The sequence below is a fragment of the Vibrio sp. 1CM2L genome (assembly GCF_023161695.1).
Taxonomy (GTDB): Bacteria; Pseudomonadota; Gammaproteobacteria; order Enterobacterales; family Vibrionaceae; genus Vibrio; species Vibrio coralliirubri.
On record NZ_JALNTT010000002.1, the window covers coordinates 1,070,235 to 1,085,864 of the forward strand.

The following is a 15,630-nucleotide window of genomic DNA, read 5'->3' on the forward strand; positions in this document are numbered from 1 at the left end:
TAGCAAATTTAACGTTAAATTAAAATCTTATCATTTTGACCAACATAGCAAGTTAAGACGAAAGTCCCACTATTTTTGCCTAATTACGCACTTAAATGGCGACTCTGCGCATGATTATTTGTAGGACGTACCTACAATCAGATACACCGAATCGAAATTATCTTCGGTTCGGCCATAAGCTAAAATGATCGGCCCGATTGGTGAATCGACACCCGCGAAAACAGAACCCGCGGTGTACATTGGCGCTTCATCAATACTCAAATCATTGTTCGACCAAACACCACCATGCTCAATGGATGCCCCCACGTAGAATGGTGATTCAAAGAGGCCGAAGTCATTTTCAAACCACTTGTAACGATAGATAAGGCTGGTGTAAGCCAAGTTCTGCCCAATCATACTGTTCCTTGGAATACCTGACAGGTTTAAGAAGCCACCAAGCTCTTTAGGATCAATAGGGAAAATCGAATTTTTGCTCTCTACAATACCGTAATCGAGCTTTGCGACTAAAGTATGCTTTTCGATACTCTTTGCAGCCATTAAATTAGCCGAAAACTCATAAACCGTATCGCTCTCAGACGTCAACTCTGTTTCGTTAATAGAGGTATCATTCTGAAAGTCATCATGAGAAACAAGGTATTCTAAATCAACAAAATAACCTTCCGTTGGCAAGCTGAAGTTATCCAAAGTATCCAATCGATAATTGATAAACCCACCAATACGCGTGTAACCACCATTACCTAACGAAGGTAAAGAAGCCACCTCAACATCCCCATCAGTATAACGAGCACCAAATTTCAGTTCTTGCCACAAAGTAGGTTGATAGCCTAATGCTAATTCACCGACATACTCGCTATAAGTCATTGGAAAGTAGTCTTTCGTTACGTCCAGTGTCGGCTCTTCAATATCGTCAATATCTACCGGTAGGTTTCTGTTTTCCTTGCTATATACAATCGATGCAGAAGTGAACAATTTTTGACTCGAAAAGAATGGCGAATAGAGTTCCGCCTCAATTCGTTTATCCGTTCCCATCTCGATATTGGTTCTTAGCTCTGCACCGTGCGAGTTGATATCGGTAAAGTTGGCTGAAACACCGATCGAGTACTGACTGGTCGTCGAGAAGTCATCTTCAAGAAAGAATCGAAAGTTGAGGTAGTTTGGTCCCCAAGATTTTTCGTTCACATCGACCTGCAATTGCTCCTCACCATCCACGGTGTCAAATTCATACGTCACCAACTCGAATCTATCTAGCGCATAGAGGTCTTGTACTTTAGATTCAATCTCACTGGTCTTCAGAACCTTACCTGAATCAAGGTTTAAACGGTTTTCGATCAGCTTATCGGAATAGTGGGTGTTGTTATTGATCACAACTCGGTCAACGACGGTCTGATCGCCGTGTTTAAGCTGTCTACGTGCTTTTTGTTTGTCCTCGATATAATGCTGATAATCGGCATTTGAGAGCGATAGCTTAGAAAGTTCATCAGTATGCTGCTTAGCGGCTTCATAGCCCGCGAGGAAAGCCGATGGCATTTTATCAAACTCTGTCGTCTCCATTTCCCCAACATCTGGGCGCAGGAAGACATCATCGTCTGTGAGTGTTTCAGCTTGCTCTTGGGTGCTGCGTTGAACAAGATAATTAGAGAGTTGATCAGCTGCCGCTAGAAAATTCGTGAAATCATCTTTGCCTTTGTAGTTGGTACTGATATCCACCGCAATGACGATGTCTGCACCCATCGCTCTGGCAACGTCGACGGGCATGTTATTGGTGACACCACCATCAACCAGCATTCGACCATCGAGTTCATAAGGGGGAAGCGCGCCGGGAACTGACATACTGGCCATCATGGCATCAACAAGGTGACCATGGTCGATGACCACCTCTTCAAGTTCGATAATGTCGGTTGCAACAGAACGGTATGGGATAGCAAGATGGTCGAAAGAATCAAATGAGGATAGATTACCCGTGGTCTCACGCAGAATACGCAACATATTCTGGCCTTGCACCACCCCTTTCCTTGCTTTGATTTCGCCCCAACCTAAGCCGAGATCGGTGTTCAGTTGGTAGCGGTCTTCATATTCTTTGTCACGTACACGGCGATCACTACGGTTAACGCGATCACGATAACCGCGATTCCAATCGACCGTATAAATAAAGCTCTCGATCTCGTCTGCGCTCATCCCTGTCGCATAAAGACCGCCAACGTATGAGCCCATACTGGTACCGGTAATGTAATCAACCGGGATTTGCATCTCTTCTAGGGCTTTAAGCACACCAATGTGAGCTGCACCTTTTGCCCCACCACCAGCAAGAACGACAGCAACAGTTGGCCTTTTATGAGCTTGTTCAGCCTGCTGAGATTGATCAACCTGTGTCGCGGTGGATGCAAACAGCTGAAAACTGATCACGGTACCGACAATGCCTAAGCCACTCACTAACCAACGAGAAATCATTATTTTAACTGTCCTTGTCATTCTTTCCTGTTACGACTTTACCACTGAAAAAGCTTCTTTAGCCACTGTTTTGGTTGACTTTCACAGCCCTTTTTAATGTTTCCATCCTCATCCCAAACTGGCAGTTTAACTGCACCATCACAATCAAACTCTAAAGCCCCTTCAGAAGTTCGAGTAAAGTTAGCGGTGACAATGCCTGTCGGCCAAGGCAGCAATAACTGCTCGGGCGTTCTCTGTTTGAGATAATCGGCATAAACACGTAACGCCCCACTCGAACCAGTAAGTTTAGTCGGCTTATTATCATCACGCCCTAGCCAGATGGTCGTCACTTCACGACCATCAACGCCCACGAACCAACTGTCTCGGCTGTCATTACTAGTGCCCGTTTTGCCAGCTAACCCTGCCCATGCAAACTGACCTTGTAGGAAACGGCCTGTACCTTCCGATACACCACGCTTCATGGCATAGGTTGTTAACCAAGCGGCTTGCTGGTCGACGCTTTGTGATACACGAGGAATCGACTGATACAAAACCTCACCATCGTTATCAACCACAGAGCGAAGCGCAGACAAAGGTGCGATACGGCCAGAGTTAGTAATGGTCTGGTACATCTGCGCGACTTGGAATGGAGTCAGTGAGAACGAACCCAAAAACATCGACGGTACTGGGCGAATTTCATTTTTATCGACCCCCAGTTTTCCAATCGTATCCGAGACACTATCAATGCCTAACTGCATACCTAAACGAACAGTAGGTACGTTGTACGACTTAGAAAGCGCCACATACAAAGGCACATCGCCACGGAACTTACGATCGAAGTTTCTCGGGCTCCATACACTGCCTTTACTGCCTTTCAAGCTCAGTGGCGTATCCTTCAATGTTGTCGCTAACGTGTACTTCTGAGGCTGCTCTAATGCAGTTAAGTAAATTGCAGGCTTGACCAAAGAACCAATAGGACGACTCGCGTTCAAGGCACGGTTAAAGCCATCGTAGCCAGTACGCTTACCACCGACCATCGCTCGGATTTCACCGGTATTTCTATCCACGGCAATAGCCGCAGCTTCCAGTTTGTTGCCTGCGGTTTTCGATAAATCAGGCACCTTGCGTGCAATCGACTTCTCTAACTTGTCTTGGGAGACTGGATCCAGAGAGGTGAAGACTCGAATGCCTTTTTTCGCCTCAAATCGGTCGCCGACATACTTCTTAAGCTCAATGTTTACTTGTTGGAAGTAAGCGGGCTGACGGCTAGCAATGCGTGGGTTGTCTTGAATATCCAAATCACGACTCGCCGCTTCTTCGTATTGTCTCGGAGTTAATATGTCTTGCTGCATCAATAAGCGAAGAACCAGATCGCGTCGAGCCTTAGCACGCTCAGGATAACGAACCGGATTGTAATACGAAGGGCCTTTCACCATACCCACCAGCAGTGCTAGTTGATCGATACGGAGCTCTTGAATTGGCTGACCGAAGTACAAGCGAGACGCTAAGCCGAAGCCATGGATCGCTTGCCCACCATTTTGACCAAGGTAAACCTCATTTAAGTAAGCCTCTAGGATTCGGTCTTTGCTGTAACGATGGTCCAAGATAAGTGCAATGTAGGCTTCACGAACCTTACGCCACAATGTACGTTCACTGGACAGGAACAGGTTTTTTGCCAGCTGTTGTGTCAGCGTACTACCACCTTGTACCGTTCGCCCAGCTTTGACGTTAACGACCATTGCACGAGCGATGGCCAGTGGCGACACACCATCGTGTTGATAGAAATTTCGGTCTTCGGTTGCCAATAAGGCATCAACCATCACTTCTGGGAACTGATTACGTTTTAAGAACAGGCGCTGCTCATCGTTACTTTTCTCAAGCATGCCAAGCATTTTCGGTTCAACACGCAGATAACCCATGTCGCCTTTCTTCTCTAGCGACTGAATACGAGTCAACTCGTTACTATTGAAATGCAGCATCACATGACGATCCGCTTCCGGTCCATCGACAAACTCGAACGGACGACGAATCATTTCAATCTTGGTTGAAGAAGAAGAGTATTCGCCTGGGTGACGAGGCGCATTCACCTTACGATAATTAAGTACATCGAGCTCATTCTTAACCTGCACCAAACTCACAGGAGTTCCCGGAGACAGATTTAGCACTCGCGCATAAACCACGGTTGGCAAATCAAACAGCTGACCTTCAAAGCGCTGTTTGACCACAGAATCGAGATAGATACCGACGAACAACAGCAATGCCGCGAGCGCTAAGCCTGCTTTCCAAGAAATACCCCATAGGATCTTCAACCAACCTCTTTTGCCAGATTTCTTAGCCTTAGGTTTGGTCTTTTTCGCAGCCGCTCTTGGTTTTCTTGGCTTGGCTTTGGTCGCTGGTGACTTCTTTGCTGGCGCTTTTTTAGGTGGTGCCTTTTTTGGCGTTAACATTTTGGTCATCATCGATTCAACTGTCGTTTAGTTTTAGTGGTTGCTACATGGTTAGCAGGATCATCCGGCCAAGGATGTTTTGGGTAACGGCCTTTCATCTCTTTTTGTACTTCTTTGTACGCGCCAGCCCAAAAGCCGGCTAAATCTTGAGTAATTTGTAGTGGTCGCTGTGCTGGAGAAAGGAGCTCAAGCACTACTTTTTTACGCCCTTGCGCGATCAATGGCGAGTCTTGTTCACCAAAGACTTCCTGCATCCGCACTGAGATCACTGGTTCAGACTGATATTGATAACGAATGGCCTTCTTGCTGCCTGTTGGCATCAGATAGTGCGTTGGCAGCCATTGGTCTATTTCTTGATTCAAAGGCCAGCCAAGATAAGCCGACAATGCCTGTTCAATCGAAACACTAGCCAGCCCTTTTGCCGACTTAATACCATTCAGATAGGGTGGTAGCCACTCATCAAGGTGTTCAACCAAACTCGTATCGTCCATCGCTGGCCAATCATGCTCAGGCATCCAAAGTGCTGCACAGCGTACACGCTCAACCAACTGCTTAGCCGAAGCTGTCCAATTTAAACGATCCAACCCACATCGAGCGACATAATTGAGCAGCGCTTGGCTCGCCTGATTCGCATCGGGATCGGGTAAAACTTTGGTGCTGATAATCAACTTGCCCAGGGACACTCGCTGCTCAGCAACTAAACGGCCACGTTTCTCATCCCAATCGGCGTAATCGGAACGAACAAACAGTTTTGGAAATTCAGCTTCTAGCTGCGCGATATCAACCGCGGTGGCTAAGAAAATTTGACTGGCTCGCCCTGTGCTACGCATCAAATCAATCACTACGATATAGTCATTGTTTGCCAATGGATCATCATCACGAACCTCAGCACCGTGGCCATTCGCTAGAAGGAAAGCACTGCTGGTCGCGCTTCTCACTTGTGCAATCCGGTCAGGGAAGGCAAAACAAAGCACTAATGGTAGCAATGATTCATTAGCTTGTGACAAATCTAAGTGATGATTGAGTTTGCTCGCGAGACTTTTTGCTCGCTGTATCACAACGCTATTTTTGGAATGTTTTCTTTGCTTAAGTCGATGTAAAGAGTGTTGAATATCCGTCACATTGCGTTCCGGCTCTTCCAGCAAAGCAGCGGCAACAATCGCGACATTCAACAGAGCAGGACTATCTTGCTGCGCTTTAACCAACATGCTGGCAATACGAGGCTCTAAACCTAAACGTTGAGCCTGTTTTCCTAACGCCGTAAATTGACCATTATCGTCTAACAATTCAAGAGTCTGTAAGAGTTGCTTGGCTTGCCCAATAGAAGCTTTGGGCGGAACGTCTAACCATTTCAGTTCATCGGCACTCGCAGCGCCCCATTGCGTCAATTCAGACACCAACGAAGACAAATCAGAATGAAGAATTTCAGGTTCTGGTACAGCCGGTTGCTGAATAAGTTGCGTTTCGCTGTACAAACGGACGCACAAGCCCTCTTCCATTCGTCCCGCACGCCCCGCCCGTTGTTCAGCTGAAGATTGCGAGATTTTCACTTGCTCAAGCTTAGTAATGCCGGTTTTCAGATCGAACTTCGCCACACGTTCAAGCCCGGAATCAACCACCAATCGAATGCCTTCAATCGTCAAAGAAGTCTCAGCAATATTGGTCGCTAACACCACCTTTCGACGCCCTTTCTCTGATGGCGCGATCGCTTTCTGCTGTTGAGGAAAGCTGAGTTGCCCATACAAAGGACACACATCGATATCACTGGCAAGTTGCTCTAGTTGAGATTCCACCTGCTTAATCGCAGAAACGCCCGGCAAAAAGGCCAGAAGTGAGCCTGACTCTTTATCCATCAGAGAGCGAATCACATTAGCCATTTTAGGGGCTAGATATTCATTTGCGCTAAGAGGCTGATAACGGAAATCGACCGGAAAGGTGCGACCTTGTGATTCAACGTATTTGGCATTCGGCAGCAAAGTTTGCAGCGCTTGTTGATCTAAGGTTGCCGACATCACAACCACTTTTAGATCATCACGCAACGCATCTTGGATCTCCAAGCTAAACGCCAATGCGGTATCTGCGTGAATGCTGCGCTCGTGAAATTCATCAAAGATCACCATATCAACCCCAGTTAATTCAGGGTCGGTTTGGATCATTCTCGTCATGATCCCTTCGGTGACGATTTCCAAGCGAGTTGCACTGCTGGTTTTAGATTCACCACGAACTCTAAAGCCAATGCTCTCTCCCACCTTTTCTCCCAATTGGCTCGCTAAGTAAGTGGCAATATTCCTTGCAGCCAAACGCCTCGGTTCAAGCATGATGATTTTGCCTTGAACGGCGTTAGTCTTAACTAACTGTAAAGGGAAGAATGTTGACTTACCCGCACCGGGAGCGGCCTTTAGAATAAGTTGAGTATGTGTTTCTACGCCAGCGAGCAGATCTGGCATCACAGCTTCTATGGGCAGTTGTGGCAATGGGAGAACCTTGTGGTGTAATGTTGGCAACATTGTACATAAAAACCTACCTGTCTAAATAAGTAATATGCACTTCAATCCGCCATTAGAGCCAGCGACTCTTATTAAACGCTATAAACGTTTCCTCACTGACATCCAACTTCCAGACGGTAGCGAGCGTACTATTCACTGCGCTAACACTGGAGCGATGACAGGATGTGCGACTCCTGGCAATACGGTGTGGTACTCAACCTCCGATAATGCAAAAAGAAAGTACCCAAACAGCTGGGAGATCTCAGAAACAGACAAAGGTCATCGTATTTGTGTAAATACTGCGCGGGCAAACCAGCTAGCAGTGGAAGCAATTGAAAATGGGACTATAGTTGAACTCTTAGGTTATAACGCGTTACGAACCGAAGTGAAATATGGCAGTGAGAATAGTCGCATTGATATTCTGCTTGAAGATAACGAAAAGCCGCCTTGCTATATCGAAGTGAAAAGCGTCACATTGCTCGACGAGCTAGAAACGTCAACTAAAGGGCAAGGTTTTTTCCCTGATGCGGTCACAACCAGAGGCCAAAAACATCTGCGTGAACTCACAGAAATGGTCGAATCTGGAAATAGAGCCGTACTTTTATTCACTGTTTTACATTCAGGTATTGAAAAAGTGTCTGCGGCACACCATATAGACGCCAAATATTCGTTATTACTAAAACAAGCACAAGACGCTGGAGTTGAAGTGCTTTGCTATAAAGCAGAGCTCAGCAGTACTCAAATACAACTAAAACAAGCTGTTGAATTTATCAATAGCTAAGCAAAGATGCTGAACTAATCACATTGATTGCAAGTTTGAATAAGAGTATTTGCCACCATTCGTTCTTTCTGCTATAGATACCCGCCTTAAAATTAGCTGCTTTGCAGTTGACTAGGTGTAAATAGGAGATGCTGTATGCCAGAATCTAAGAAAAAAGCGCTAGGCATCCTAGCCATCGCAGGTGTTGAACCGTACCAAGAGAAGCCAGGTGAAGAGTACATGTCACCTGAGCAAACGGAACATTTTACAAAAATTTTAGCAGCTTGGCGCAACCAGCTCAGGGAAGAAGTTGATCGTACTGTGCACCACATGCAGGACGAAGCAGCGAATTTTCCAGACCCAGTTGACCGTGCTTCTCAAGAAGAAGAATTCAGCCTAGAGTTACGTAACCGTGACCGTGAGCGTCGTCTTATCAAAAAAATTGAGAAGACATTAGACAAGATCGAAGAAGACGATTTCGGCTTCTGTGATTCTTGCGGTATCGAGATTGGCATTCGTCGCCTTGAAGCTCGTCCAACTGCTGATCTTTGTATTGACTGTAAAACACTTGCAGAGATCAAAGAGAAACAGATGCAAGGTTAATTCTTGCAGATGTAAAGAAAGGGAGCCTTGGCTCCCTTTTTTGTTTGTTATCCAAGCGAAGTATTTCACACGCTTGATAGTAAATAGCAGCTTTAAGCCTTAGTTCCATACATCAAACCTTGGTTCTAGGCATTAAAGCTCTTGTTAAACGTCTTAAGAATCGGCTACTGCGGTACCATTTAGATTAGGTTGTTCACTCATGAATTATATCGGGCGCTTTGCACCATCACCGTCAGGTCCTCTTCATTTTGGCTCACTTGTTGCTGCTCTTGGTAGCTACTTTCAAGCGAAATCTAACCAAGGAAAATGGTTAGTTCGTATGGAAGACCTCGACCCGCCAAGAGAAATGGCCGGCGCTGCAGACCTCATTCTTAAGACGCTTGAGGCTTACCATCTATTTTGGGATGGTGAAGTCGTTTATCAAAGCCAGCGTCATGGCTTGTATCAAGCTCAAATCGACCAATGGGTCGCTGACAATCAAGCCTACTACTGCCAATGCACCCGCAAGCAGATAAAGGCTTTGGGTGGCTTTTACAATGGTCACTGTCGAGATGCAGGCTTAGTCGATTCAGGCCAACAGGCGGTGCGCTTGTGCATGGACTTTCCAGTGGAGTCCTTTGATGATGTTCGCCACGGCACCATTAAAATCCCTAAAGCATTAGCTGCAGAAGATTTTATTATTAAACGCAGAGATGGATTGTTTGCCTATAACTTGGCCGTTGTCCTTGATGACATCGAACAAGGAGTAACAGAGGTCGTAAGAGGCGCAGACCTGATAGAACCAACAGGTCGACAAATCAGTTTGTATAAGACGCTCAAACAAAAAACAGTGAGCTACTTGCACTTACCATTGGCAACCGATGGCTTGGGGAATAAACTGTCAAAACAGAACCATGCCACCGCGATAGATCTCGATAACCCAAAACCAACGTTACTCAACGCGATGCGATTCTTAGGTTTTGATATCCCGACGGCCCTTTATGAGGCTTCAATGGATGAGATTTTATTGTGGGGCTGCCAACAATGGAACGTCAGTCAGTTACCTGATAGTTTACAAAAAGAGCACTGTAATTAACTCGAAACTCACGGCAAATAGCAAAAACGACACATAAAAATGCCATAACCAACCACTGTGGTTAAGCAGACGATGTTCTCAAATGGCTCGCGCTAAGCTATTATTAGCCGCAATCAAACTCTGCACTACCACTTTGGACTAAGAGAAAAACAAAGTTGGCGATACCTACTTTGTTCTAAACTAATGAATACAAACGACAATACCCCAAGCGAACAACGCGGATTCCACGAATTAGCTCTGAATATTTATACTCGTCAAGAGCACAATATTTCACGCAAGCAGATCAGCGACAACGCACTAAAAGTGCTATATCGCCTGAATGGTGCGGGTTTTGACGCATTTCTAGTCGGTGGTGGTGTGCGCGATATCTTATTAGGCTCTCAGCCAAAAGATTTTGATATTGCGACCAACGCAACGCCAGAGCAAATCAAACACCTCTTCAGAAACTGTCGTCTTATCGGTCGCCGTTTCCGCTTAGCACATATCATGTTTGGTCGTGACATCATTGAAGTGGCAACTTTCCGTGGTCACCACCAAGAACCATCGAAAAACGTTTCTGCACAATCGAAAGAAGGCATGCTGCTGCGCGATAACGTGTACGGCAGTGTTGATGAAGATGCAGAGCGTCGTGATTTCACAATCAACGCGATGTACTACAACATTGCAGACTACAGCATCCACGATTACGCGGGTGGTGTAGAAGATTTAGAAGATAAACTGATCCGCCTGATTGGCGATCCAGAAACGCGTTACCGCGAAGACCCAGTGCGTATGCTACGTGCAATGCGCTTCGCCGCTAAACTGGATTTCGACATCGAAGAAGACACGGCTGACCCGATTGAAGAGTTAGCTCACCTTCTAAGAGACATCCCAGCAGCGCGCCTTTACGAAGAGTCTCTAAAATTACTGCAATCAGGCCACGGTTTAGAAACCTACCACCTGATGCGCGAGTACAACCTGTTCCAACAGATGTTCCCAGCGGTAGCTGAGCACTTCACAGAAGATTACGACTCTCACACAGAGCAGATGCTTGATTTGGTTCTCGATTCAACCGACCTTCGCATCGAAGATGGTAAGCGAGTAAACCCAGCATTCATGTTCGCAGCAATGCTTTGGTACCCGATGAACAAGCTGGCAGACAAACTTGTCGCTGAACAGGGTATGGCACACTACGATGCGATCATGGAAGCGAGTAACATCATTCTTGATCAGCAAGTAAAGTCTATTGCGATTCCTCGTCGTCACACCGCAACCATTCGCGAAGTTTGGCAACTGCAACTTCGACTACCTCGCCGTAACGGTAAACGCGCTGTTCGTCTAATGGAGCTCAATAAGTTCCGTGCAGGCTACGATTTCCTAGAAATGCGTGGGGAGATTGAAGGTGGTGAAACCAAAGAGTTAGCAAAATGGTGGGAGCGTTATCAGACTGCAGGTCGCAACATGCGTCAAGCAATGGCTAACGACGTTGCTGCACCATCAAAGTCAGGCCATCGTCGCCGTAAGACTTACCGAAACAAAAAGAGTAAGCAATCCGAATGATAACTGCTTACATTGCGGTCGGCAGTAACCTCGCCGACCCAGTTAGCCAAGCAAATTTGGCTATCGAAACGCTAAAAAGCCTACCGCGATCAACGTTTATTGCGACCTCTCAGCTATATAGTAGCACTCCAATGGGGCCGCAAAATCAACCCGACTACATCAACGCGGTAGTCGCTATCCAAACCGAATTAACGCCAATTGAACTACTTGATTGCACTCAAAAGATCGAACTAGAGCAAGGGCGCGTCCGTAAAGACGAACGTTGGGGGCCAAGAACCTTGGATCTCGACATTGTGCTATACGGCAATGAGGTGATCGATTCAGAGCGCTTAATCGTTCCTCATTATGGAATGAAAGAACGAGAGTTTGTACTCTACCCGCTTGCTGAAATCGCACCAAGTTTACAACTCCCTGATGGGACTGAGCTGACAGAACTGCTGAAAATAGTAGATAAGAACGGGCTCAATGTTTGGCAACAATAGCCAAGCGCATTAAGGAAAACCAATGAAAAAAGTAACCATTAACGACCTGATCAAATGCAAACGTGAAGGCCGTAAATTCGCGACTTCGACAGCTTATGATGCGAGCTTTGCTCAATTATTCGAAAGCCAAGAAATGCCAGTTCTGCTTGTCGGTGATTCACTGGGTATGGTTCTACAAGGCCATAACGATACATTACCAGTAACCGTTGAAGACATTGCTTACCATACTCGCTCAGTGCGTGCTGGTAGCCCAAATTGTCTTCTTATGGCTGACTTGCCTTTCATGAGCTACGCAACGCCAGAACAAGCTTGTGAGAGCTCAGCGACTTTGATGCGTGCTGGTGCGAACATGGTAAAAATCGAAGGCGGAAGCTGGTTGGTTGATACTGTGAAGATGCTAACAGAACGTGCAGTACCAGTATGTGCACACTTAGGCTTAACGCCTCAATCTGTGAACATTTTTGGTGGTTACAAGATTCAAGGTCGTGACGACGAGCAAGCCGACAAAATGGTTGCTGACGCGTTAGCACTGCAAAACGCAGGCGCTCAAATCGTTCTACTTGAATGTGTGCCAGCTTCATTGGCAAAACGAATTACAGAAGCTTGTGACGTACCGGTTATCGGTATCGGTGCAGGTAATGTTACCGATGGTCAGATCTTGGTTATGCATGACATGTTCGGTATTTCTGCGAACTACATGCCGAAATTCTCTAAGAATTTCCTAGCAGAAACAGGTGATATGCGTAAGGCTGTAGCTCTATACAAAGAAGAAGTAGAGAGCGCGCGCTTCCCTGATGAAGCTCATACAATCGCTTAGGAGTAAGTATGCAAACTTTTGCTGAAATAGCGGCTCTTCGTGAGCAGATTAAACAGTTTAAGCGTGATGGACGTACGGTTGCTTTTGTACCGACAATGGGAAACCTGCATGAAGGCCACCTGACTCTAGTAAAGAAAGCTCGTGAACTGGCCGACATCGTTGTGGTAAGCATCTTTGTAAACCCAATGCAGTTTGACCGTGCCGACGACCTAAACAACTACCCTCGCACGTTAGAAGCAGATTTAAGCAAACTAACAGGTGAAGGTGTTGAGCTAGTATTTACACCAACGCCAGAGGTGATGTACCCAGATGGATTAGACAAGCAGACGTTTGTTGAAGTCCCTGGCATATCTCACATGCTTGAAGGTGCCTCTCGTCCAGGTCACTTCCGTGGTGTATCAACCATTGTCACTAAACTGTTTAATATCGTTCAGCCAGACTTTGCATGCTTCGGCGAGAAAGATTTCCAGCAACTTGCTGTTATTCGCCAGATGACCACTGACCTAGCGTTAGACATTGAAGTTGTCGGCGTTGCAACCGTTCGTGAAATGGATGGTTTAGCAATGAGCTCTCGCAATAGCAACCTAACGATTGACGAGCGCCAACGAGCTCCCGTTCTAGCGCGCACTATGCGCTGGATCAGCAGCGCTATTCGTGGTGGTCGCGATGATTACGCATCAGTGATTGAAGATGCAACTGACCAGCTACGCGCTGCAGATCTTCAACCTGATGAGATCTTCATCTGCGATGCGAAAACACTGCAAGCAATCACTTCAGAATCAACTCAAGCAGTGATTCTAATGTCAGCATTCCTAGGTAAGACGCGTCTTATCGATAACCAAGTTCTCGATTTGGTAACGGAAACCAAAGAAGAAGTGAAAGAAGAAGCGACTGAATAGTCGGCTTCTGCTCTTAACGCAAAACATAAAAAAGGTCGATGTTATATCGACCTTTTTCTTTACCTGTTACTTAGATTAACCAAAGGTTAGCTGCGTAAGCCGATACCCTTTGTCACTAGATAGTGTGCAATGCCATACAACAGCACGATAAACACGCCTAGTACGCCAAACGACGTCACGATACCCACATCAGACACACCCAAGAAGCCATATCTGAACGCGTTAACCATGTACACGATAGGGTTCAACTTCGATACACCTTGCCAGAATTCAGGCAATAAACTGATCGAGTAGAACACACCACCAAGGTACGTCAGCGGTGTTAAGATAAAGGTTGGGATAATAGAGATATCATCAAACGTGCGTGCGAATACCGCATTAATCAAGCCACCCAGAGCGAACACTACCGACGTTAAAAATACCGTCGCAATGATCACGCCCCAATGGTCAACTTGCAGGTCGACAAAGAACAACGACACGAACGTTACTATGGTGCCCACTAACAAGCCACGAACCACACCACCCATTACGAAGCCGGCGATAATCACGTAGTTAGGAACAGGTGCTACAAGCAGCTCTTCAATGTTTTTTTGGAATTTGGCACTAAAGAACGACGAAGCAACGTTGGAGTATGAGTTGGTGATCACCGACATCATGATCAGACCGGGAACAATGTATTCCATGTAGCTAAAGCCGTTCATTTCACCAATACGCGCACCAATCAGGTTACCGAAGATGATGAAGTAAAGCGTCATGGTAATCGCTGGCGGCACCAGAGTCTGCACCCAGATACGAGTAAAGCGATTGATCTCTTTGGTCAACAAACTGCAGAAAGCGGTCCAATATAGGCTGTACATATTATTTACTCCCCTCACGGACGATACTCACAAATAGCTCTTCTAGACGGTTTGCTTTGTTACGCATAGAGAGGACTTTAACCTGTTGCTCGCTCAATTGAGCAAAGATGGTATTCAAACCTAGGTTCTTGTCGATTTCAATTTCTAGCGAGCCATTGACCATCACTTGGCTATTCACGCCTTCAAGCTTAGGTTCAGTGGTGCCCTCTTCCAGATCCAGAATAAAGGTCTCAGCACTCAATTTACCCAACAGCGCTTTCATTGTTGTGTTCTCAATCAGCTCACCGCGATTGATGATACCAATGTTGCGACACAGCATTTCTGCTTCTTCTAGGTAGTGCGTGGTCAAGATAATGGTAATGCCCTGTTTCTCATTGATCTCTTTTAGGAATTCCCACATTGAACGACGCAGTTCAATATCAACGCCTGCCGTTGGTTCATCAAGGATCAACAAATGAGGTTCATGCATCAATGCACGCGCGATCATCAAACGACGCTTCATACCACCAGACAAGTTACGCGCACGTTCGCCACGCTTTTCCCACAGATCGAGTTGAGATAGGTACTTTTTCGCTCGCTCTTTCGCTAATGCTTTTGGCACGCCGTAATAACCCGCTTGTTGCAGCACGATCTGTTCAACGGTTTCAAACGGGTTAAAGTTAAACTCTTGAGGCACAAGGCCTAAGTTCTGCTTCGCAAGTTCCAGATCGGTATCAATGTCGCAGCCGAACACTTTAACCTTGCCTGACGTTTTATTTACCAGTGAAGAGATAACACCAATGGTGGTTGATTTACCCGCACCATTGGGACCAAGTAGTGCGTAAAAGTCGCCTTTTTCTACTTGTAAACTAACGCCCTTAAGAGCCTCGAAGCCCCCAGCATAAGTTTTTCTTAATTGCTCAATTTCTAATGCATACATAGAGATAGACTGCCATTTGCTATAGATAAGATGTAGACGACCGAGCTTGAGGAAGAGAGTAATGCTTAAAACGAGCTAGCAGAAAACTAACCCAAACTTGTTTACTCGGCCATTTTGCAAACAAGTTTATCGTTGATTGACGATTAATACAAATATCGTGTGAGAGTTTCTTTCGAAAACAAATAAGCCTCTTGGCTACGTGAAGACTAAATCAACGTTCAATAAATATAAAAATGCCGCTAAGTTATTCACTTAACGGCATTAATGATCAGTCTTGAAGTGAGCGTCTATAGCTTATTCATATTAGATTATTCATATC

The 15,630-nt window shown here is 45.9% G+C and carries 12 protein-coding genes; 7 read left to right on the forward strand and 5 right to left on the reverse strand.

The annotated features are described in order from the left end of the window. Nucleotides 1-114: 114 nt before the first annotated feature. Genes MSG34_RS09835 through hrpB form a run of 3 tightly spaced genes read right to left on the reverse strand, consistent with a single transcriptional unit; the run spans nucleotide 115 to nucleotide 7,381 of the window. On the reverse strand, nucleotides 115-2,448 hold the full coding sequence (locus tag MSG34_RS09835; RefSeq protein ID WP_248337203.1) for a patatin-like phospholipase family protein: 2,334 nt from the start codon (nucleotides 2,446-2,448) through the stop codon (nucleotides 115-117). Nucleotides 2,449-2,486: 38 nt separating this feature from the next. Beyond that, nucleotides 2,487-4,886 carry a penicillin-binding protein 1B gene (gene mrcB / locus MSG34_RS09840; RefSeq protein WP_248337205.1) on the reverse strand — a complete coding sequence of 800 codons (2,400 nt, stop codon included), beginning with the start codon at nucleotides 4,884-4,886 and terminating at the stop codon, nucleotides 2,487-2,489. Continuing rightward, entirely contained in the window at nucleotides 4,883-7,381 is a 2,499-nt protein-coding gene (gene hrpB, locus MSG34_RS09845; protein ID WP_282449683.1) for an ATP-dependent helicase HrpB, read from the reverse strand. Before hrpB ends, mrcB begins: the two co-directional genes overlap by 4 nt. Nucleotides 7,382-7,415: 34 nt before the next feature. Here hrpB and sfsA point away from each other — a divergent pair, with 34 nt between their 5' ends. The 7 genes from sfsA (at nucleotide 7,416) to panC (ending at nucleotide 13,535) form a co-directional block, all read left to right on the forward strand. After that, nucleotides 7,416-8,141, forward strand: coding sequence for a DNA/RNA nuclease SfsA (gene sfsA, locus MSG34_RS09850; protein WP_048612328.1), 726 nt, complete (start codon nucleotides 7,416-7,418; stop codon nucleotides 8,139-8,141). Between the two features lie 135 nt (nucleotides 8,142-8,276). Further along, nucleotides 8,277-8,723, forward strand: a complete 447-nt coding sequence (gene dksA / locus MSG34_RS09855; protein WP_004738189.1) for an RNA polymerase-binding protein DksA — start codon at nucleotides 8,277-8,279, stop codon at nucleotides 8,721-8,723. A 199-nt stretch (nucleotides 8,724-8,922) separates the two neighbouring features. Further along, complete coding sequence (gene gluQRS / locus MSG34_RS09860) at nucleotides 8,923-9,798, forward strand: tRNA glutamyl-Q(34) synthetase GluQRS (protein ID WP_248337207.1); 876 nt, start codon at nucleotides 8,923-8,925, stop codon at nucleotides 9,796-9,798. A gap of 183 nt (nucleotides 9,799-9,981) precedes the next feature. Further along, a complete protein-coding gene (gene pcnB / locus MSG34_RS09865) occupies nucleotides 9,982-11,337 on the forward strand; it encodes a polynucleotide adenylyltransferase PcnB (RefSeq protein ID WP_017059432.1) in 1,356 nt (451 codons plus the stop codon). Next, the gene (gene folK / locus MSG34_RS09870; RefSeq protein ID WP_004735459.1) at nucleotides 11,334-11,819 is read left to right on the forward strand and encodes a 2-amino-4-hydroxy-6-hydroxymethyldihydropteridine diphosphokinase; all 486 of its coding nucleotides are present in this window, start codon (nucleotides 11,334-11,336) and stop codon (nucleotides 11,817-11,819) included. Before pcnB ends, folK begins: the two co-directional genes overlap by 4 nt. Nucleotides 11,820-11,841: 22 nt before the next feature. After that, nucleotides 11,842-12,636, forward strand: a complete 795-nt coding sequence (gene panB, locus MSG34_RS09875) for a 3-methyl-2-oxobutanoate hydroxymethyltransferase (protein WP_048605732.1) — start codon at nucleotides 11,842-11,844, stop codon at nucleotides 12,634-12,636. Nucleotides 12,637-12,644: 8 nt separating this feature from the next. Then, nucleotides 12,645-13,535 (forward strand): pantoate--beta-alanine ligase, encoded by an 891-nt coding sequence (panC, locus tag MSG34_RS09880; protein ID WP_048605734.1) that lies wholly within the window; start codon nucleotides 12,645-12,647, stop codon nucleotides 13,533-13,535. Between the two features lie 86 nt (nucleotides 13,536-13,621). Here the strand turns inward: panC and MSG34_RS09885 are convergent, their stop codons facing one another. Then, nucleotides 13,622-14,392, reverse strand: a complete 771-nt coding sequence (locus MSG34_RS09885; RefSeq protein ID WP_010435987.1) for an ABC transporter permease — start codon at nucleotides 14,390-14,392, stop codon at nucleotides 13,622-13,624. A 1-nt stretch (nucleotide 14,393) separates the two neighbouring features. Further along, on the reverse strand, nucleotides 14,394-15,311 hold the full coding sequence (locus MSG34_RS09890) for an ABC transporter ATP-binding protein (RefSeq protein WP_248337209.1): 918 nt from the start codon (nucleotides 15,309-15,311) through the stop codon (nucleotides 14,394-14,396). Nucleotides 15,312-15,630: the final 319 nt, after the last annotated feature.